The organism is Ralstonia sp. RRA, from assembly GCF_037023145.1.
Lineage (GTDB): Bacteria > Pseudomonadota > Gammaproteobacteria > Burkholderiales > Burkholderiaceae > Ralstonia.
In genome coordinates, this window is the sequence record NZ_CP146091.1 from 1,834,116 (window position 1) to 1,854,429 (window position 20,314).

Consider the following 20,314-nt stretch of genomic DNA (forward strand, 5'->3'; position numbering starts at 1 on the left):
GAAGACGCCTCAGGAAATCAGCAACGCGGCCAGCGGGAACACCGGCAACAGCGCATCGATACGGTCGAGCACGCCGCCATGGCCAGGCAGCAGACGGCTGCTGTCTTTCATGCCGACCTGACGCTTGAGCAGGGACTCAAACAAGTCACCGCCGATGCTTGCGGCCACCAGCACGATCGTCAGCGCCAGAGCGACGACTGCACCGTTCTGGTCGAACTGGCGCGAGAACCATGTCGGCGCAAACCAATGGGTAACGCCGGCCACCGTCGCGATGATTGCCACAAGCACAGCCCCGCCGATCGCACCTTCCCATGACTTGCCGGGGCTGATGGTCGGCGCCAGCTTGCGACGGCCGATGGCCTTGCCAACGAAATAGGCGCCCACATCGGCCGCCCATACGAGCACCGCGACGGAGAGCAGGAAGGCGACCCCCTGTGCGCGCAGCGCGATGGCCGCATGCACGAACGCCGGCAAGATCACCAAGCCAAGCAGGGTAAAGATGGCCTTGCGCGTACCACGCAGTTCACGTACGCCGCCAGCCAGCAGGCCCCAGGCGACCACCCACGCGATCACCGCACCATGGAACAGCGGCTGCACATCGCCACGCACCGGGATGTCATGCCAGGCAATCGTCAGTACAACCACGATCACGGCATACAATAGCGGCCCCCACCAGCCCGGCAAGCGCACGAGCCGCCCCCACTCCCAGGCTGCCAGCACGGCAAACACCGTCGCCAGCCCGGCAAGGCCGGCTGGCGGGGCGAAGAACAGAATGGGCAGGATGACAATCAGCAGGCAGACAGCGGTAATGACGCGAGTCAGCAGCATGTGTCAGGCTCCGGCAGACAGCGCGGGGGGAACATTGGGCTCAAGCTGCGCACTGGTGCGCCCGAAGCGGCGCTCGCGATTGCGATACCAAGCAAAGGCACGGTCCAGCTCGGCGGCGTCGAAATCGGGCCAGTAGCGATCAGTGAAATACAGCTCCGAATACGCAAGTTGCCAGAGCAGGAAGTTGCTGATGCGTTGCTCGCCGCCGGTGCGGATGAACAGGTCCGGCTCGGGCGCATAGGCCAGGGCCATGTACGGCGCCAGAACGTCTTCCGTGATGGCCTCGGGCGCGATGCCCGGCTGCGCCACCATCAATGCACGCATGGCCTGGAGGATGTCCCACCGACCGCCGTAGTTGGCGAGGATGGTGACCGTCAGGCCCGGATTGGCAGCCGTCTTGGCCTCCGCCTCGCGGATCAGCAATTGAATGCGCGGGCTGAATGCCGACAGGTCGCCCACCACGCGCAAGCGGATGCCATTGTCATGCAGCTTGCTCACCTCGCGGCGCAGCGCTGTCATGAACAGCTTCATCAGGAAGGTGACCTCTTCGGCCGGGCGGCGCCAGTTCTCGGAGCTGAACGCAAATAGCGTCAGGTAACCGACTCCTCGGCGCGCCGCAGCTTCAACCGTTGCACGCACGGCGTCGAGGCCACGGCTGTGCCCCGCCACGCGCGGCAAATGGCGCTCGGTGGCCCAGCGGCCGTTGCCATCCATGATGACGGCAACGTGGCGCGGGGTATCGGCGGTGTCCGGCACCGCCTGTGTGGAACTGATATGCATGAATCGGGCTTCCCGCAGCCGGCACTCAACGCGCCAGGCTTGGGAGACGGCCTTACACCGTCATGATTTCCTTGTCTTTCTCGGCAACCAGCTTGTCGATCTCGGCGACGAACTTGTCGGTCAGTTTCTGCACCTCATCGCCACCGCGACGCTCGTCGTCCTCCGAGATGGCCTTGTCCTTGACCAGCTTCTTGAGTTGCTCGTTCGCATCGCGGCGCAGGTTGCGCACGGCGACCTTGGCGTCTTCGCCTTCGCCCTTGACGACCTTGGTCAGCTCCTTGCGGCGCTCTTCGGTCAGTGCAGGCGTCGGGACGCGGATGATGTCACCCATGGTGGCGGGGTTCAGGCCCAGATCCGCCTCACGGATGGCCTTCTCCACGACCTGCACCATCTTCTTTTCCCACGGCTGCACGCCGATCGTGCGTGCGTCCACCAAGGTCACGTTAGCGACTTGGCTGATCGGCACCATCGAGCCGTAGTAGTCGACTTGCACGTGATCGAGCAGGCCGGTGTGGGCACGCCCAGTGCGAATCTTGGCCAAATCCGTCTTGAGAGCCTCGATCGACTTCTGCATCTTCTGCTCGGCATTCTTCTTGACATCGGCGACGCTCATACTTCCTCCGAACGATAACGGCGGTCTGCCGGACATGCGCCCCGGAGTTCGACACAGGGCACCGGCAAAACCAAAAAGACAATAGGCGATTTTACATGGAAGCCGCTCGCCAACGCCATTTACGCGGGGTCAGCGAACGGTAAAAAGGCGATTACCAGACAGTTTCTCGCGGGCCTCAGACGTGCACCAGCGTGCCCTCGTCTTCACCCAGAATCACGCGCTTGAGCGCACCCGGCTTCTGAATCGAGAACACCTTGATCGGCAGCTTCTGGTCGCGGCACAGCGCGAAGGCGGTCGCATCCATCACCTGCAGGTTGCGCGAGATGGCCTCGTCGAAGGTGATGGTGGTGTAGCGGGTGGCGCTCGGGTCCTTCTTCGGGTCGGCGGTGTAGACGCCGTCAACCTTGGTGGCCTTAAGGACGATCTCGGCCCCGATTTCCGAGCCGCGCAGCGCGGCTGCAGTGTCGGTGGTGAAGAACGGGTTGCCGGTGCCGGCCGCGAAGATCACGATCTTGCCCTCTTCCAACTGGCGGATCGCGCGGGGGCGGATGTACGGTTCAACCACCTGGTCCAGGCGCAGCGCCGATTGCACGCGGCCTTCGAGGTTGGCGTGACGCATGGCATCCTGCAGGGCCAGTGCGTTCATCATGGTGGCCAGCATGCCCATGTAGTCGGCCGTGGCGCGGTCCATACCTGCCGCACCGCCCGCGACACCGCGGAAGATGTTGCCACCGCCGATCACCACCGCCACCTGCACGCCCAGCCTCACGATTTCGGCGATGTCGTTGACCATCCCCTCGATGGTGCTGCGGTTGATGCCGAAGGCATCATCGCCCATCAGGGCTTCGCCGGAAAGTTTGAGTAGAACGCGCTTGTAGGCAGGCATGGAGATCCTCTTGACGATTCCTGGTACGGGAGACAGGAAAGGGGGAATGACAGCTGCGACAGACGAAGCGGCGGGGCTTCGCTCATCTCGCAACCTTCTTGCGCGGAAGCCGTCTGGGCTCAGTTCAGCCAAACGATGCCCGCGCAAGCAGGCTGCACCTACAAACAGGGCACCTTGCGGTGCCCTGTTTGCTCGGCATTATACGATCGCGCCGATGGAGAAAAGTTGCCCTGCCGGCCTGCGCCGGCGGGCGGATCTCCGTTCCATCGGAAGCAATCGCTGCAGCATTACGCCTGTTGCTTTGCAGCAGCCACTTGGGCGGCCACTTCAGCAGCGAAGTCGTCTTGCTTCTTCTCGATGCCTTCACCCACCACGAACAGCGTGAAAGCCTTCACGGTCGTGTTGGCAGCCTTGAGCATCTGCTCAACGGTCTGCTTGTCGTTCTTCACGAACGGCTGGTTCAGCAGCGAAACTTCCTTCAGGTACTTCTGCACGCTGCCTTCCACCATCTTGGCAACGATTTCAGCCGGCTTGCCCGATTCAGCAGCCTTCTGCTCAGCAACGCTGCGCTCCTTGGCAACCAGATCGGCCGGCACGTCATCAGCCGACAGCGACACCGGCTTCATGGCTGCCGCTTGCATTGCTGCGTCCTTAGCCGCCACTTCGTCGCCTTCGAACGCCACCATCACGCCGATACGGGCGCCGTGCAGGTACGACGTCAGCTTGCTGCCTTCGTATCGCTTGAAGCGGCGGATCGTCATGTTCTCGCCGATCTTGCCGATCAGACCCACGCGCACGTCCTCAACCGTCGGGCCGAAGCCGTCTTGCGACAACGGCAGCGCGCCGATAGCCGCCACGTCAGCCGGGTTGTTCTTCGCGATCAGTGCAGCCACCGAGTTGGCGAATGCCAGGAAGGAGTCGTTCTTCGAAACGAAGTCGGTTTCGCAGTTGATCTCGACCAGCGCGCCGGTCGAACCGTCCACTGCAGCAGCAACCACGCCTTCAGCGGTGATACGGGCGGCAGCCTTGCCAGCCTTGTTACCCAGCTTCACGCGCAGGATTTCTTCGGCCTTTTCCAGGTTGCCTTCGGCTTCCGTCAGGGCCTTCTTGCATTCCATCATCGGCGCGTCGGTCTTCGCGCGCAGTTCTGCCACCATGCTTGCGGTAATTGCCGCCATTTCATGCTCCTTGTTTCAGATCGTCGTCCAGCTGCGCGCGAATTGGTTTTCGCCCGTCGTCACGCTATGCCGGCCTGTCGTCCGGGTTGTATCCGGCCGCCCCACGAAATACGACGCGCGCGGGACATCCGGATGACAAATTTCAAAAAAAAGGGGCGTTTGTTACGCGCCCCTGTCTGGCCATTGATTCCGATGCAGCGCATCGAAGCGGCCTGACGCGCTTCCCGCTCGACAATGCGGCGGGCGCGCGCCTTCTTATGTTTTAGCCTTCTTGGACTTCGACGAAGTCGTCGCCGCCGCGAGCAGCCTCAACCACTTCTTGGACCGCGTTTGCACGGCCTTCCAGGATCGCGTCGGCCACGCCGCGCACGTACAGCGCAACAGCCTTGCTCGAGTCGTCGTTACCCGGGATAACGTAGTCGATGCCTTCCGGCGAGTGGTTCGTGTCAACCACGCCGATGACCGGAATGCCCAGCTTGGCAGCTTCGGTCACGGCAATCTTGTGGTAGCCAACGTCCACCACGAAGATGGCGTCAGGAATGCCACCCATGTCCTTGATACCGCCGATGGACTTTTGCAGCTTGTCCATTTCGCGCTCGAACATCAGCGCTTCCTTCTTGCTCATGGTGTCCGTCGCGCCAGCTTCCTTGGCGGCTTCCATGTCCTTCAGGCGCTTGATCGAGGTCTTGACCGTCTTGAAGTTGGTCAGCATACCGCCGAGCCAGCGGCTATCGACGAACGGCATGCCTGCACGAGCGGCTTCCTCAGCCAGGATCTCGCGCGACTGGCGCTTCGTGCCGACGAACATGATGGTGCCCCGGTTGGCTGCCAGTTGGCGCACATACTTCAGTGCGTCCAGGTACATCGGCAGCGTCTTTTCCAGGTTGATGATGTGAATCTTGTTGCGATGGCCGAAAATGAAGGGGGCCATCTTCGGGTTCCAGAAGCGGGTTTGGTGGCCAAAGTGGACACCAGCTTCCAGCATTTCGCGCATGGTCACGGACATGAAATTCTCCAGTCGGGTTAGGTCTAAAGCCGCCTCAGACACCCCTCGCATGCGATACGAGAAGCACCCGCGGTGAAGCGGCTCGCGATTTCAAGCACCGCCAGCCACATGGCCGGCAATCTGCTCAGCCAGCGATTATAGCCCCAAAAACCCAATCAACTCAATACCTTCCAAGCATTGACAGCGAACGAACCGAGACCGGCACCGGGCGCCCAAAAAACCCGTCCGGGCCGCTTTGGTGCGATAATCCATGCTTTAGATACAACGCGGCGCTTCGTCCGCTTGCGTGCAGAAAGAGTCACAGCATGGCCGTTACCATTCATACCGCCGAAGACATTGCGCAGATGCGCGTGGCCTGCCGGCTTGCGTCCGAAGTCCTGGATTACATCACCCCGTTCGTCAAACCGGGCGCAACCACGGGCAAGCTGAACGAGTTGTGCCATGCCTACATGCGTGACGTGCAAGGCACTGTGCCGGCACCGCTCAACTATGCACCGCCGGGCTACCCCCCCTTCCCCGCCTCGATTTGCACGTCGGTCAACGACGTCATTTGCCACGGCATTCCGGGCGACAAGGTGCTCAAGAACGGTGACATCGTCAACCTGGACATCACCGTCATCACCAAGGAAGGCTACTACGGCGATACCAGCCGCACTTTCATCGTCGGCGAAGGTTCGATCCTGGCCAAGCGGCTGACGCAGGTAACGTTCGAGTGCATGTGGAAGGGCATTGCCGCCGTGCGCCCGGGTGCGCGCTTGGGCGACATTGGCCACGTGATCCAGCAGCACGCCGAAGCCTCCGGCTACAGCGTGGTGCGTGAATATTGCGGCCACGGCATCGGCAAGGTGTTCCATGCAGATCCGCAGATCCTGCACTACGGCCGCCCGGGCACCGGCATGGAACTGAAGGCCGGCATGATCTTCACGATCGAACCGATGATCAACGCGGGCAAGCGCGACATCCGCACGATGCCCGACCAGTGGACCGTCAAGACGCGTGACCGCAGCCTGTCGGCTCAATGGGAGCACACCCTGCTGGTGACGGAAACCGGCTATGAAGTGCTGACCGTCTCGGCGCTGACGCCGCCGGCACCGGAATTCGTGCACGAAGGCACGCCGGCCACGGCCTGATTGAACTTGGCAGTGCGCTCGCCCATGAGTGCACTGCAGTGGCCGGCGCAGCGCCGGCCCGACTCTTGCAGCGACCGGATATTTCCTCCGGTCGTTGTTTCATTCGCGCTCCATTCATGCACACCGCCGCTGCCATCAACCCCGAGATTTCACCGCGCGACACCCTGAAGGCCGAACGCACGCACCTGTTTGCGCAGTTCGACCAACATGCCAACGTGCACCAACTTGTGACCAAGTTGGCCCGCGCGGTGGACCACGCGTTGGTGCAACTCTGGCAAGACGAGCAGATGCCCGCCGATTGCGCGCTGATCGCGGTGGGCGGTTACGGGCGCGGCGAGCTGTTCCCGCACTCCGACGTCGACATCCTCCTGCTGCTGCCTCAGGCCGCAGACAAGGCTCCCGAGTCCCTTCAAGCACGCCTGGAGGCATTCATCGGCCGCTGCTGGGATATGGGGCTGGATATCGGCTCCTCGGTGCGCACGGTGGACGAGTGCATACAGGAAGCCGCGCAGGATGTGACGGTGCAGACGTCGCTGCTGGAAGCGCGTCTGCTGACCGGCGACGAGGGCCTGTACCGCACGTTCGAGACGCACTACCAAGACCACCTCGACGCCACCGACTTCTTCCAGTCCAAGCTGCTGGAAATGCGCCAGCGGCACGCCAAGTACCAGGACACACCCTACTCGCTCGAGCCCAACTGCAAGGAAAGCCCGGGAGGCCTGCGCGATCTGCAGGTGATCCTGTGGATGACGCGGGCGGCGGGCTTTGGATCAAGCTGGAACGAGCTGCTTGCCAACGGGCTGCTCTCGCGCCGTGAAGCGCAGGAACTGGCGAGCAACGAACGTCTGCTCAAGACCATTCGCGCGCGCCTGCATATGCTGGCTGGACGCCGCCAGGATGTGCTCGTCTTCGATCTGCAAACACAGCTGGCCGAGGCCTTCGGCTACCGCTCGACCACCGCCAAGCGCGCCAGCGAGCAGATCATGCGCCGTTACTACTGGGCGGCCAAGGCGGTCACGCAGCTCAACACGGTGGTACTGCAGAACATCGAGGCACGCCTGTTCCCGACCGAGCTTGGCATCACGCGCAAGATCAACGAACGCTTTGTCGAGCGCCAGGGGATGCTGGAGATTGGCGACCCCGACCTGTATCAGCGCGAGCCGACGGCCATCCTGGAGACATTCCTGCTGTATGAGCAGGTGCGCGGCATCAAGGGGCTATCGGCCAATACGCTGCGCGCGCTCTACAACGCCCGCACGCTGATGGACGTGAAATGGCGCAAGGACCCGGCCAACCGCGCGCTGTTCCTGGAGATTCTGCAGCAACCGCAGGGCATTACCCACGCATTGCGCCTGATGAACCAGACCAGCGTGCTGGGGCGGTATCTGCTCAACTTCCGGCGCATCGTCGGGCAGATGCAGCATGACCTGTTCCACGTCTACACGGTGGACCAGCACATCCTGATGGTGGTGCGCAACATCCGCCGCTTCGCCATCGTCGAGCACACGCACGAGTTCCCGTTCTGCAGCCAGTTGATGGCGAACTTCGACAAGCCGTGGGTGCTGACCATCGCTGCGCTGTTTCACGACATCGCCAAGGGGCGCGGCGGCGACCATTCCGTGCTCGGCATGACCGATGCGCGGCGCTTCTGCAAGGACCACGGCCTCGCCAAGGAAGATTCCGATCTGATCGTCTGGCTGGTCGAGCATCACCTGACGATGAGCCAGGTGGCACAGAAGCAGGACGTGGGCGACCCCGATGTGATTCGCCGCTTTGCCGACCTGGTGGGCAATGAGCGGCGCCTGACTGCGCTGTATCTGCTGACGGTGGCCGACATTCGCGGCACCAGCCCCAAGGTATGGAATGCGTGGAAGGGCAAGCTGCTTGAAGACCTGTATCGCATGACGCTGCGTGCGCTGGGCGGCGCAACCACCGACCCGCACGCCGTGCTGGAAGGCCGCAAGGAACGCGCGCGCGCCCTCCTGCGCCTGGCCACGGTGGAAGACACTGCCTATGACGCGCTGTGGAAACAGCTCGACGTGGGCGTGTTCCTGCGCCATGGCGCGAGCGACATCGCCTGGTTCACGCGGCACTTCCATCACCGGATGGACACCACCATCCCGATCGTGCGGGCACGCATCTCGCCGGTGGGCGAAGGGTTACAGGTGGCGGTGTACTCGCCCGACCGACCCGACCTGTTCGCACGCATCTGCGGCTATTTCGAGCGCAAGAGCCTGACGATTCTCGACGCCAAGATCCACACCACCAAGCACGGCTACGCGCTCGACACCTTCCAGGTGGCCGACACGGGCACCGGCTTGGTGGAGCCTGGCCATTACCGCGACATCATCACACTGGTCGAGCACGAACTGGCCGAGCAGATCTCACGCGAAACCGCCCTACCCGAACCGCCGCGCGGACGTATCTCGCGCCAGTCCCGCAGCTTCCCGATCAAGCCGCGCGTCGATCTGCGCCCGGATGAGCGTGGGCAGTACTACCTGCTGTCCATCTCAGCCACAGATCGCACCGGCCTGCTGTATGCCATTGCCCGCGTGCTCGCCCACCATCGCGTGTCGGTGCACACCGCGCGCATCAACACGCTGGGTGAACGCGTGGAAGACATTTTCCTGGTCGACGGCGCACGCCTGACCCAGGACACCAAACTGCAACTCGCGCTGGAAAGCGAGCTGCTTGATGCGCTCGCCATCTGAGCGCCAGCCTTACCGGTTTTGATTCATGACTACCGATTCTGACGATTTCCCGAGCGACGACGACAAGCGCCGCAGCGACCCGACCCAACGTGCCACCCGCCCGGGCAAGCGCACCACGCTCGGTGTACGCCGCGACGACGAAGGCAATACCGTGCGCTCCACCGGCAAGCCTCTGCGCGCCTCCGACCTGAACCGCGACCGCCTGCCGCTGCGCCCGTCGCAACGTCGCCCCGAGCCGGCCGAGGGTGAGCGCAAACCGCGCCCACCGCGCCGCGACGGCAACAACGACACCGCTCAACCACCGCGCCGCGCGCAGAGCGATCGCCCGCCCCGCCGGTTTGACGACGAACGTCCGCCGCGCAAGTTTGGCGACGACCAGCGACCACCGCGCCGCTTTGAAGACCGTCCTCCGCGCCGGTTTGACGATGAGCGCCCACCGCGCCGGTTCAGCGACGACCAACGTCCGCCCCGTCGCTCTGATGACGAGCGTCCGCCGCGTCGTTTCGAAGATCGCCCGCCACGCCGGTTTGATGATGAACGCCCACCGCGCCGGTTCAGCGACGACCAACGTCCGCCCCGTCGCTTTGATGACGAGCGTCCGCCGCGTCGTTTCGAAGATCGCCCACCGCGCCGGTTTGATGATGAACGTCCACCGCGCCGGTTCAGCGACGACCAACGTCCGCCCCGTCGCTCTGATGACGAGCGTCCGCCGCGTCGTTTCGAAGATCGCCCGCCACGCCGGTTTGATGACGAGCGTCCGCCGCGTCGTTTCGAAGATCGGCCACCACGCCGGTTTGACGATGAACGCCCGCCGCGCAAGTTCGGCGATGATCAACGTGCGCCGCGTCGGTTTGAGGATCGCCCGCCACGACGTTTCGATGACGAGCGCCCACGCCGCTACGGCGACGATCAACGCGCGCAGCGCCGTGATGGCGATCAACGTCCTCCGCGACGCTTTGACGACGAGCGCCCGCCGCGTCGATTCGATGACGAGCAACGGCCATCGCGTCGCTATGGTGACGACCGTGCACCGCGCCGTTTTGACAACGACCGTCCTCCACGTCGCTTTGAAGAGCGTTCGCAACGTCCGGAGCGCGAAGAGCGTGCACCGCGTCGCACCGAGGAAGAGGCACCACGCCAAGCCCCGCAAGCCGACGAGAGCGGACTGGTCCGCCTGTCCAAGCGCATGTCCGAGCTGGGCCTGTGCTCGCGCCGCGAGGCCGATGAGTGGATTCCGCGCGGCTGGGTGCTGGTGGACGGTGAGCCCGTCACCGAGCTGGGTTCGCGTGTGAAGCCGGATGCGATCATCGAAATCCATCAGGCTGCGCGTTCTGAGCAAGGCGAACGTGTGACCGTGCTGCTGCACAAGCCGGTCGGCTATGTGTCGGGCCAGGCGGAAGACGGCTACCAGCCTGCTGCCGCGCTGTTCGTGCCGGAAAACCAGTGGGAAGAAGACCCCACACGCAAGCGCTTCGCACCGTGGCAACGCAAGGCGCTGGCCCCGGCTGGCCGCCTCGATATCGACTCCACCGGCTTGCTGGTGCTGACGCAGGACGGCCGCGTGGCGCGCCACCTGATCGGCGAAGATTCGACGGTCGAGAAGGAGTACCTGGTGCGCGTGGTGTGGGACTCGCCGGAAGGCCGGGTCGAGCACGACATCTCCAAGGTCTTCCCGGAAGAACTGCTGGAAAAGTTGCGCTTTGGCCTGTGGCTCGATGACGAAGAGCTCAAGCCCGCGAAGGTGAGCTGGCAGAACGAGGAGCAATTGCGTTTCGTGCTGCGTGAAGGCAAGAAGCGTCAGATCCGCCGCATGTGTGAACAGGTGGGTCTGGAGGTGGTTGGCCTCAAGCGCATCCGCATGGGTCGCATCGTGCTGGGTGACCTGCCGGTCGGTCAGTGGCGCTTCCTGGGGCCGTTCGAGAAGTTCTAAGGCACGCCTCTGCCCCAATAAAAAACCGGTCAACGCACAACGCGCTGACCGGTTTTTTTATGACCACTGCAGCTAGATCAACGCTGTGGCGGCTGACAGGCTGCGCCCGTAGTGTTGGCCGATGCCGGCGTGCCGAACACGGCCTGTGCACCGCATCGCGAGCCGAACATCTTTGCCTGATCGTGCCCCACGCCAATCACCTCGTGCGACTGGTGATTGATGCGCTTGCGCGGGCCGGCAAGGTGACGCTCGTAGCGCCAGTAGTTGCGGGCCCGATCCAGACGCGTCGGACCTTCGGCTTCGGCGCCGCAGGTCTTGTCGAGCACGCGATGGTTCGGGTCGTTATCGCTCGTGCCGACCAGATACGTCACGTGGCGCTGTGCATAGCGGCTGAACAGCACCTTGCCGCTCTTGCCGGCGGCATACGGAACCATGTCGACCATGCCGTACTTGTAGTGATCGTAGTCCGGGCAGGTGCGCGTGCTGTAGCGGGCGAAGCCCTTGCCGTGCGGGCGATCCGGCGTGAAGTACAGATACGACGATGGATTGGCAACGACGTAGTTCAGATCGATACCGCGCTTGCGGATGCCTTCGTCCACGTTGTTGAGCACGGCGTAGCGCTGCACGATCTGGCCGCCGCCCGAGTGGCCAGCCACCGTCACGCGCTTGACGCTGGGTGCACGCGCTGGGTCGGTCACGTAGCCGATCAAATCATCTAGCACCTTGAGCGAACTCAGCTCGGTGTACGGCGCATTGGTGGCGTTGAAGCCGCCGATCCAGCCGTCCACCGACCACACTGGCATGCCGTCAAAGCCTTTGCCAGCATCCGGCTCACCGGGAAAGTTCGGAGCGATCAGCAGGACTTCATCGGGATTGCGGCCGCTGGCCGCGAGCAGATCAGCGCCAGCTTTGTAGTAGTCGTTGCCGTTGCGCTGCAGGCCGTGTTGCACGAGCACGACCTCGCGAATGCCGCTCAGGTCGCCGTCAAGCGGATGGTTGGCGAAGACCGGGAAGTCGTAGGCAGCGGCATCGCTGCCCAGATGCACGCGCTGCCAGACCGGGCCCTGGGGCTTCTCGGCAGCCGGTGCGGTGGCCGTGTCCGTCGTCTGAGGACCGGCGCACGCCGCCAACCCAAGCAAGACTACCGCGGCCATCCCAAGCGCCAGCCGGCGCCACCCCCTCAAACCATCACGCTTCATATCATCTCCGTCGTGGATGAAAAAATGCACCCACCCGCCCCCACGGACGGGTGCGGCGCTCCCACAGTCACGATCCGCCGTCGGCTCAGTCGTCGTGATTGGCAGGCAGTTCTGGAAACAGGATTTCGGTAAAGCCGAAGCGGGTGAAGTCCTTCACGCGCATGGGGTACAGCACGCCCTGGAGGTGGTCGCACTCGTGTTGCACGACGCGGGCATGGAAGCCCTCGGCAATGCGGTCGATGGTGTGGCCGTGCTGGTCAAAGCCGGTATAGCGCAGCCGCGTGTAGCGTGGCACTACACCGCGCAGGCCGGGCACCGAGAGGCAGCCTTCCCAGCCCTCTTCCGTCTCTTCGGTGAGTGGTTCGATGGTCGGGTTGATGAGCACCGTCTTGGGCACAGCCGGCGCATCCGGATAGCGCTCGTTGCGATCGAACCCGAAGATGACGACCTGCAGGTCCACGCCGATCTGCGGAGCCGCCAGGCCGGCGCCCCGCGCGGCGTCCATCGTGTCGAACATGTCTTCGATCAGCGCGGTCAGTTCGGGCGTATTGAAGCGCTCGACCCGTTTTGCCACGCGCAGCAGGCGGCTGTCGCCCATTTTGAGGATGTTTCGGATCATGCCGAGTCTCCCGCCGATTTCTGGCTATTTTTGCAACAGCGCGAGCATACCCGCTTCATCCAGAACCTTCACCCCCAGTTCTTCCGCCTTGGCGAGCTTGCTGCCGGCCTCTTCACCAGCGATGACATAGTCGGTCTTCTTCGATACCGAGCCCGACACCTTGGCGCCGGCGGCTTCCAGCATCGCCTTGGCGTCATCGCGCGTGAGGTTGGGCAGCGTGCCGGTCAGCACGACGGTCTTGCCGGCAAGGATGCCCTCTTCCGCCACCTCGGCCGGCATGACTTCGAGCAGTTCGTTGCGCAGTGCATCAAGCTGCACGAGTTGCGCACGATGATCATGCGCGCCCAGCCATTCGAGCAGCGATGCGGACACGTCCGCCGGTAGGCCGGCCAACTGCCCGGCTTCCACTGCCGCCAATTGCGCGAGCGTAGGGGCCGCCACCGCCAGTTGCTTGGCGCGCGTCGCCGTCAACTTGGGCACGCCGAGCGTGGCGTACAACTCCGCCGGCTCCAGTTTTTCTCGTAGTTTGGCGTTGGGCGCGTGCTCGCCTTGAGGGGTGACGCCGGCTTCGAGCAGCGCATCCAATGCCTGCTGATTCTTCGGCTCGGCAAAGAAATCGGCGATGGCCTCTGCCACCGTTGCGCCCACGTCCGGCAACGCCAACAACAACGGTGCCGGTGCACGCCGGATCATGGCCAGACTACCCAGCCAATCGGCGAGTGTCTTGGCGGTCGATTCGCCCACGTGGCGAATACCCAGCGCAAACAGGAAGCGCGCCAGTGGCGGCGTCTTGCTGGCCTGAATACCTTCAAGCAGGTTCTCTGCCCACTTGGTGGCGATCTTGCCGGCGGCAACGGTCTCGGGGGTCACGCCGTCGCGCTCGTCGGCGCGGCGCTTCATCTCGAGAAAGTCTTCGAGCTTGAGCTTGTACAGATCGGCGATGCCATGCACGTAGTCGAGCTCGACCAGGTTGTCGATATAGCGCTCGCCCAGGCCCTCAATGTCCATCATGCGGCGCCCGGCAAAGTGGCGGATCGCCTCCTTGCGCTGCGCCGAGCAGAACAGCCCGCCTGAGCAGCGGGCTACCGCTTCGCCTTCTTCGCGCACCACGTGCGAACCACACACCGGGCACGTCTTCGGCAACAGGTAAGGTCCGTGCTCGGGCACCCGCTCCGCGTTGAATAGATCGCTACCGGGCTTTTCCACCATCGGGCGCCGCTCAAACACCACGCTCACCACCTCGGGGATCACGTCGCCAGCGCGCCGTACGATCACGGTGTCGCCCACACGCACATCCTTGCGGCGGACTTCGTCTTCGTTATGGAGCGTCGCGTTGGTGACCGTCACGCCGCCGACGAACACCGGCGCGAGGCGCGCCACTGGTGTGATAGCGCCCGTACGACCAACCTGTTCTTCGATCTTCTCGACGGTGGTCAGTGCTTCCTGCGCCGGATACTTGTGCGCCACCGCCCAGCGGGGCTCGCGCGTGCGGAAGCCCAGCTCGCGCTGTAGTGCCAGATCATTGACCTTGTAGACCACGCCATCGATATCGAACGGCAGGCTGTCACGCTTGGCACCAATGGCGGCATGGAATTCGACCAAGCCTTCGCCGCCCTTCACCGCCGCACGCTCCTTGCTGACCGGGAAACCAAATGCCTGCAGTGCATCGAGCATGCTGGAGTGCGTCTTGGGCTGGCCATGCCAGCCAACGACTTCGCCCAGGCCATAAGCAAAAAACGAGAGCGGGCGCTCGGCGGCCATCTTCGGGTCAAGCTGACGCACGGCACCGGCAGCGGTATTGCGCGGATTGACGAAGGTCTTGTCCCCACGCTCGCGCTGACGGGCATTGAGCTTCTCGAAATCGTCACGGCGCATATAGACCTCGCCGCGCACTTCCAACACCTCGGGCACAGACCCGGCCACAGGCGTAAGCCCCAGCGGAATCTGGCGGATCGTGCGGATGTTCTGCGTGACGTCTTCGCCTGTGGTGCCATCGCCGCGTGTGGCTGCCTGTACGAGAAAGCCGCGCTCGTAGCGCAGGTTGATCGCCAAACCATCGAACTTCAGTTCGGCGGCGTATTCGACGGGCGGATCGGTCTCATCGAGGCCCAACTCGCGGCGCACGCTGGCATCGAACGCGCGGGCACCGTGTTCGGTGGTGTCGGTCTCGGTGCGGATCGACAGCATCGGAATAACATGCCGGACCTGCGCGAACTCCGGCAGGATCCCTCCGCCCACACGGAGCGTGGGCGAGTCAGGTGTCTTCAGTTCGGGATGTTCAGCTTCCAGTGCTTCCAGCTCGCGGTACAGCCGGTCGTATTCGGCGTCCGGCACGCTGGGCTGGTCGAGCACGTAGTACTCGTGGGCGTAGTGGTTGAGCGTGGCGCGCAGCCACGCTGCCCGCGTCTCGGGCGTTGCTCCGGACGCGGGTTCTGCGGTCTTGCTCATGGGAATTGGGGAACGCGTCAGTGGCTGAACAAGCGCACCGCGGCGCTGGAACCGGCAGGCACGCCGCGCGATTCAAGCTTGTCGTACAGCACCCGCAGATGCTTCTGGATGGCAACGAAGGACTGCTCCGTCAACGGACGCAGGTTGTCGTCCACCACCTGCGCGCCCATACGCTGCGACAGCGTGTAAGCGTACTCGCAAACCAGCTTGAACGGCTTGGATGCCTCTTCAGCCACTGGCACGTCCAGCAGCAGCGTGATCTGGCGGCCGGCCTTGACGGTCAGGTCATCGCGCAGGAAGTTGGTGTCGCCAAACTGCAGCGTGAACAGCGCGCGCTGCACGCCGTCGGTGCCGGCGTGGTAGCGCGTGAAGCGCGTGCCATCGCGCGAGAGCACCAGGCCGTCCTGCGTGGCCACGGTCTGCACGTAGGCGGCCGACCACGGTGCGCCGTCGGAGATCACGCTCACGCCAAGCTGCACGTCGCACTCGGCGGCAAACGCGTCGAGCTCGCGCGCATTGGCGATGGTCTCGTTCATGTCGGGCAACTCGGGCACGGCATCCGCCGCGTCCGACAGTGGGTCGATCGCGGTGATGAACTCCGAGAACTCCAGCGCGTTGAGCGGACCGGTGCGGTTGGCCAGTTGCACGGCCACCTGCAGATCCAGGTAGCGCTGGCCGGCGCGAATGGCTTCCCAGGCGTTTGCCGCGGGGTTCAGGCCTTCCACGTGGATCTGCTTGGTCCCTGCACGGCGCAGCTTGGACAGCGCCGGCAGCAGGCGATCCCCCGACACTTCGCGCTCGGGATGCAGCGAAACGATGCAATCGATCAGCGGGTCGATCACGCCGTTGGCCGGCTCCAGCGAGCCGGGTGCGGGCTCGACCGCCTTTTCCGCTTGACCCGTTTCGGCGGCCTCCCGCGCAGCCTCTTCGCTGGTGGGTGTGAGTTCAGCGCCGATCACGCCAGCTTCGGTTTCCGCGCTGCCGGTGGACGGTGCATGCGGTTGCGGCGCGAGGCCGGGTTCCAGGCGCGGCTCGACGCGACCAGCCTCATCTCGCTCGCCACCCAGCGCCGGTTCGTGGCGCTCGTTTCCTGTCCAACCTTCACCGCGTGGGGCCTCGTCAACAGACGGGTTGTAGGCTTCCGGACGGCGTGCCTTGCGAATCTGCCACTGGTTGTAGACCACGATCACCAGTACGAAAACAACACCAGCGCCCAGCAGCGCCATGACCAGGTTGTTGTCTTGCATTTACGCGGCCTCCGCCATGGTCAGTGCGGCATCCATATCCACCGCCACGATCCGGGACACGCCTTGTTCCTGCATGGTCACACCGATGAGCTGTTGCGCCATTTCCATCGCAATCTTGTTGTGAGAAATAAAAACGAATTGGGTCTTGTCGGACATGCGCTTGACCATGTTGGCGTAGCGCTCGGTGTTGGCGTCGTCCAGCGGCGCGTCCACCTCGTCCAGCAAGCAGAATGGGGCCGGGTTCAACTGGAACATCGCGAACACCAGCGCAATCGCGGTCAGCGCTTTCTCGCCGCCCGACAGCAGGTGAATCGTCGAGTTCTTCTTGCCCGGCGGTTGTGCCATCACCTGCACACCCGCGTCGAGAATCTCTTCGCCGGTCATGATCAGCTTGGCTTGGCCGCCACCGAACAGCGTCGGGAACAGCTCGCCAAAGTGATGGTTGACCTGATCGAAGGTGCCTTGCAGCAGCGAGCGCGTTTCCTGATCGATCTTGTGGATCGCGTCTTCCAGCGTGGTGATGGCGTCGTTCAAATCGGCCGATTGCGCATCGAGGAAGCCCTTGCGCTCGCGTGCCGCGGCCAACTCGTCCAGCGCAGCCATGTTGACCGGACCCAGCGCGTTGATGGCGTTGTTGATGCGCGTGACTTCGCCTTGCAAGTAGGAAGGCTTCAGGTCGCCGGTCAGGCGTTCTGCCAGCACGGCCTCATCCACGTTGGCCGTGGTGAGCTGCTCGGAGAACTGCTCTTGGTTCAGGCGCGCAGCCTGCTCCTTCAACTGCAGTTCGGTGATGCGGTCACGCAGCGGTTGCTGGGCGCGTTCAGCGGTCAGGCGCTGTTCATCGAAGGTGCGCAGCTGGGCCGTCAGCGCATCCAGTTCAATGCGCGCTGCACCGAGCTTTTCTTCCTTCTCGGCACGGCGCTCCAGCGCCTCCTGCAGGCCGGTGTGCGCGGTCTGCTCGTTGATGGTTTCGAGTTCGGCGCGGGCGTTTTCCAGCGTCAGCACGATCTGCTGCGCCTGGTCGGTCGCGACCTGGATGTTGCGCTTCAACTCGGCAATGCGGTTGCCCAGGTTGCGCTCGGCAAAGTGAGCTTCCTGTGCGCCGCGTTCCAGATCGCGCAGTGCGTTGCGGGCATCGCCCAGGCGCGCTTCCAGTGCTTCGAACGCCTGCTGGTTGTCTTCAAAGCGCGCCTGCATGTCGGCGAGTGCCGCGTCGTGCTGCTCGAAGGTGGCCTCGGACTCAGCGCGGATGGCGCGTTGTTCTTCGATCTGCGCGCGAATTTCTTCCAGCTCGCTGTCGATCTGGCCGCTGCGGGCGTTGTAACGCTCCATCGCCTGGGAGAGCTTGAGCACGTCCATCTGCAGCACGTGCACACGACGCGTTGCCTGATCGGCGCGAGCACGCACATGTAGCAGTGCCTGGCTGGCTTGCGTGTAAGCCGCATCTGCGCGCACGGCAGCGCTCTTGGCCTCGTCCGACAGCAGCATCTGCGCACGCACCTGCTTGTGCAGATTCTCGATTTCCTGCGCGCGGGCCAGCATGCCGGCCTGCTCGGAATCCGGCGCATACAGTTGCACCGACGATTGGCCAATCAGGTGCCCAGCCTTGACGACAAACGTACCGCCTTCCGGCAACGTCTGGCGCGCGGTAAGCGCAGCCTGCATGTCGTCAGCGATATAGACGTCGGCCAGCCAGTCCTGCAGCACGGCACGAATGCCCGGCTCCGTCACCTGCACCAGCGACATCAGCGGACGCAGCCCTGCTGGTGCCTCGATGGGCTTCGCAGCCGGCGGCGGCGCATAGAAAGCCAGCTTGGCGGGCGGTGCGTCAGCGGCAAACGCCTTGATCCAATCGAGGTTGGAAACCTCCAACGCGCCGAGCTTTTCGCGCAGCACCGATTCCAGCGCGGGCTCCCAACCCTGCTCGATCTGCAGCTTCTTCCAGAAGCGCGGCAGTTCGCTCAGTTCATGCTTGGCGAGCCACGGCTGGACCTTGCCGTCGGTCTGCACGTTTTCCTGCAGTTGCTTGAGCGCGGCAAGGCGGGCTTCCAGGGTGGCGATGGCGGCCGCTTCGGCTTGCACACGGTCCTGTGCGGTGCGACGGGCCTCGTCGAGTTGCGGCAGTTGGATCTCGGCGTCTTCCAGCGCGGCCTGCGCTTCGGCCAGGACTTCTTCCTGTTCGGCCAGTTCAGCACGCAGTGTTTCGAGCTGTACGTCGTCCGGCTTGTCGAGACCACTGGATTCTTGCGACAGGCGCTCGCGGCGCTGCTCCAGTTGCAGCAACGCCTGATCGGCATTGCGCTGGTGCGCGGCTTCCAGCTTGAGCGCCTGTTCCGACTGCAGAATGGCTGCACGCTGGTCATTCAGCGTGGTCTGCGCATCGCGCCATTGGGCCTCCAGGCTAGGCAGCTCGTCCGACTTGCGAGCGACTTCCTCGGCCGCCTGCGCTGCGCGCTCCTCAGCCATGGCGAGCTCTTCTTCGGCGGCGGCCAGGTCTTCCTGCGCCTGCTCGCCCTGCGTGTGCCATTGATCCTGCTGCGCGGTCAGCGTGGCGATCTGCTGCTGGATCCGGTTGCGCGACTCCACCACGTAGCGGATCTCAGCTTCCAGGCGACTGACTTCGGCGTTGGCCTCGTACAGTGCGCCCTGCGCGGCGTGCATGGCATCGGACGATGCGTAATGCGCAACGCGCTGCGTTTCCAGCTCGGCTTCGATGTGGCGCAACTGCGCAGTCTGCGCTTCGAGATCGATCTGCGCCTGTTCAATGGCACGCTGATGGCGTTCCTGCTCGCCTTGCGCCTCACGCTTGCGCAGCAGCCACAGCAGGTGCTGCTTCTCTTCGCCATCGGCTTGCAGGGCCTGGAAGCGCTGCGCGACTTCGGCCTGGCCCTCGAGCTTCTCGAGGTTGGTGCCGAGTTCGCGCAGGATGTCTTCCACGCGGGTCAGGTTTTCACGCGTGTCGGACAGGCGGTTTTCGGTTTCGCGGCGGCGTTCCTTGTACTTGGAGACGCCCGCGGCCTCTTCCAGGAAGATGCGCATGTCATCGGGCTTGGCCTCGATGATGCGCGAGATCATCCCCTGCCCGATGATGGCGTAAGCGCGCGGGCCCAGGCCCGTGCCGAGGAAGATGTCCTGGATGTCGCGGCGGCGCACCGCCTGGTTGTTGATGAAGTACGACGACGTACCGTCGCGGCTCAGGACGCGCTTGACCGCCACTTCGGCGTACTGGCTCCACTGGCCTGCGGCCCGGCCTTCGGCGTTGTCGAACACGAGTTCGACGCTGGCCCGGCCAGCCGGCTTGCGCTGGGTGGAGCCGTTGAAGATGACGTCCTGCATCGACTCGCCACGGAGTTCCGCAGCGCGTGATTCGCCGAGCACCCAGCGCACGGCGTCGATGATGTTGGATTTACCGCAACCGTTCGGGCCGACGATGCCGACGAGCTGGCCCGGAACGTGGAAATTGGTCGGATCGACGAAAGACTTGAAGCCTGCGAGCTTGATCGAGGAGAGGCGCACGTTGAGGTCGTCTCGAAGGGATCAGTAAGAGTGATGAAGCGGGCACCCAAGACATGCGCCGTCGCAATCACACCAACGCCACGGGGCGCGGGATTGCAAGGCGCGCGCCGGGGGCGCGGATGGCGTCATCATACCATCGGGCACCCGGGCTCCAGCCAATCCGAACGGCACAAAAATGGACGAAATTTGCGATCCCAGAAGGCAAATTGCTGAGGATTTGTCA

Annotated in this window: 14 protein-coding genes; 3 read left to right on the forward strand and 11 right to left on the reverse strand. The window is 63.8% G+C overall.

Going from position 1 to position 20,314, the window contains the following annotated elements; translation table 11 throughout:
• Window positions 1-9 precede the first annotated feature (9 nt).
• From V6657_RS09055 to rpsB, 6 genes are all read right to left on the reverse strand, one after another.
• Window positions 10-828 carry a phosphatidate cytidylyltransferase gene (locus V6657_RS09055; RefSeq protein ID WP_048932295.1) on the reverse strand — a complete coding sequence of 273 codons (819 nt, stop codon included), beginning with the start codon at window positions 826-828 and terminating at the stop codon, window positions 10-12.
• A gap of 3 nt (window positions 829-831) precedes the next feature.
• Complete coding sequence (gene uppS, locus V6657_RS09060) at window positions 832-1,608, reverse strand: polyprenyl diphosphate synthase (protein WP_048932294.1); 777 nt, start codon at window positions 1,606-1,608, stop codon at window positions 832-834.
• A 52-nt stretch (window positions 1,609-1,660) separates the two neighbouring features.
• A complete protein-coding gene (gene frr, locus V6657_RS09065; RefSeq protein WP_048932293.1) occupies window positions 1,661-2,221 on the reverse strand; it encodes a ribosome recycling factor in 561 nt (186 codons plus the stop codon).
• A 175-nt stretch (window positions 2,222-2,396) separates the two neighbouring features.
• Window positions 2,397-3,107, reverse strand: a complete 711-nt coding sequence (gene pyrH, locus V6657_RS09070) for a UMP kinase (protein WP_048932292.1) — start codon at window positions 3,105-3,107, stop codon at window positions 2,397-2,399.
• A 287-nt stretch (window positions 3,108-3,394) separates the two neighbouring features.
• A complete protein-coding gene (tsf, locus tag V6657_RS09075) occupies window positions 3,395-4,285 on the reverse strand; it encodes a translation elongation factor Ts (protein WP_048932291.1) in 891 nt (296 codons plus the stop codon).
• A gap of 262 nt (window positions 4,286-4,547) precedes the next feature.
• Window positions 4,548-5,291 (reverse strand): 30S ribosomal protein S2, encoded by a 744-nt coding sequence (gene rpsB / locus V6657_RS09080; RefSeq protein WP_039595870.1) that lies wholly within the window; start codon window positions 5,289-5,291, stop codon window positions 4,548-4,550.
• 305 nt (window positions 5,292-5,596) lie between these two features.
• On the opposite strand from rpsB, the gene map reads away from it, so the two are divergent.
• The 3 genes from map (at window position 5,597) to V6657_RS09095 (ending at window position 11,062) form a co-directional block, all read left to right on the forward strand.
• Window positions 5,597-6,421, forward strand: coding sequence for a type I methionyl aminopeptidase (gene map, locus V6657_RS09085; protein ID WP_048932290.1), 825 nt, complete (start codon window positions 5,597-5,599; stop codon window positions 6,419-6,421).
• Window positions 6,422-6,537: 116 nt separating this feature from the next.
• Entirely contained in the window at window positions 6,538-9,132 is a 2,595-nt protein-coding gene (locus tag V6657_RS09090; RefSeq protein ID WP_048932289.1) for a [protein-PII] uridylyltransferase, read from the forward strand.
• 25 nt (window positions 9,133-9,157) lie between these two features.
• Window positions 9,158-11,062, forward strand: coding sequence for a pseudouridine synthase (locus V6657_RS09095; RefSeq protein WP_048932288.1), 1,905 nt, complete (start codon window positions 9,158-9,160; stop codon window positions 11,060-11,062).
• A 77-nt stretch (window positions 11,063-11,139) separates the two neighbouring features.
• Here the strand turns inward: V6657_RS09095 and V6657_RS09100 are convergent, their stop codons facing one another.
• From V6657_RS09100 to smc, 5 genes are all read right to left on the reverse strand, one after another.
• Window positions 11,140-12,261, reverse strand: a complete 1,122-nt coding sequence (locus V6657_RS09100) for a hypothetical protein (protein ID WP_048932287.1) — start codon at window positions 12,259-12,261, stop codon at window positions 11,140-11,142.
• An 85-nt stretch (window positions 12,262-12,346) separates the two neighbouring features.
• Complete coding sequence (gene def / locus V6657_RS09105) at window positions 12,347-12,880, reverse strand: peptide deformylase (RefSeq protein ID WP_048932286.1); 534 nt, start codon at window positions 12,878-12,880, stop codon at window positions 12,347-12,349.
• Between the two features lie 24 nt (window positions 12,881-12,904).
• Entirely contained in the window at window positions 12,905-15,328 is a 2,424-nt protein-coding gene (gene ligA, locus V6657_RS09110) for an NAD-dependent DNA ligase LigA (protein ID WP_048932285.1), read from the reverse strand.
• A 17-nt stretch (window positions 15,329-15,345) separates the two neighbouring features.
• Window positions 15,346-16,575 (reverse strand): cell division protein ZipA C-terminal FtsZ-binding domain-containing protein, encoded by a 1,230-nt coding sequence (locus tag V6657_RS09115; RefSeq protein ID WP_048932284.1) that lies wholly within the window; start codon window positions 16,573-16,575, stop codon window positions 15,346-15,348.
• The gene (gene smc, locus V6657_RS09120; RefSeq protein WP_048932283.1) at window positions 16,576-20,091 is read right to left on the reverse strand and encodes a chromosome segregation protein SMC; all 3,516 of its coding nucleotides are present in this window, start codon (window positions 20,089-20,091) and stop codon (window positions 16,576-16,578) included.
• Between the last annotated feature and the right edge of the window lie 223 nt (window positions 20,092-20,314).

Excerpts from the sequence above, each read along its gene's own strand:
- V6657_RS09055 (WP_048932295.1), bottom strand. The coding sequence starts at position 828 with ATGCTGCTGACTCGCGTCATTACCGCTGTCTGCCTGCTGATTGTCATC.
- uppS (WP_048932294.1), bottom strand. The coding sequence starts at position 1,608 with ATGCATATCAGTTCCACACAGGCGGTGCCGGACACCGCCGATACCCCG.
- frr (WP_048932293.1), bottom strand. The coding sequence starts at position 2,221 with ATGAGCGTCGCCGATGTCAAGAAGAATGCCGAGCAGAAGATGCAGAAG.
- pyrH (WP_048932292.1), bottom strand. The coding sequence starts at position 3,107 with ATGCCTGCCTACAAGCGCGTTCTACTCAAACTTTCCGGCGAAGCCCTG.
- tsf (WP_048932291.1), bottom strand. The coding sequence starts at position 4,285 with ATGGCGGCAATTACCGCAAGCATGGTGGCAGAACTGCGCGCGAAGACC.
- rpsB (WP_039595870.1), bottom strand. The coding sequence starts at position 5,291 with ATGTCCGTGACCATGCGCGAAATGCTGGAAGCTGGTGTCCACTTTGGC.
- map (WP_048932290.1), top strand. The coding sequence starts at position 5,597 with ATGGCCGTTACCATTCATACCGCCGAAGACATTGCGCAGATGCGCGTG.
- V6657_RS09090 (WP_048932289.1), top strand. The coding sequence starts at position 6,538 with ATGCACACCGCCGCTGCCATCAACCCCGAGATTTCACCGCGCGACACC.
- V6657_RS09095 (WP_048932288.1), top strand. The coding sequence starts at position 9,158 with ATGACTACCGATTCTGACGATTTCCCGAGCGACGACGACAAGCGCCGC.
- V6657_RS09100 (WP_048932287.1), bottom strand. The coding sequence starts at position 12,261 with ATGAAGCGTGATGGTTTGAGGGGGTGGCGCCGGCTGGCGCTTGGGATG.
- def (WP_048932286.1), bottom strand. The coding sequence starts at position 12,880 with ATGATCCGAAACATCCTCAAAATGGGCGACAGCCGCCTGCTGCGCGTG.
- ligA (WP_048932285.1), bottom strand. The coding sequence starts at position 15,328 with ATGAGCAAGACCGCAGAACCCGCGTCCGGAGCAACGCCCGAGACGCGG.
- V6657_RS09115 (WP_048932284.1), bottom strand. The coding sequence starts at position 16,575 with ATGCAAGACAACAACCTGGTCATGGCGCTGCTGGGCGCTGGTGTTGTT.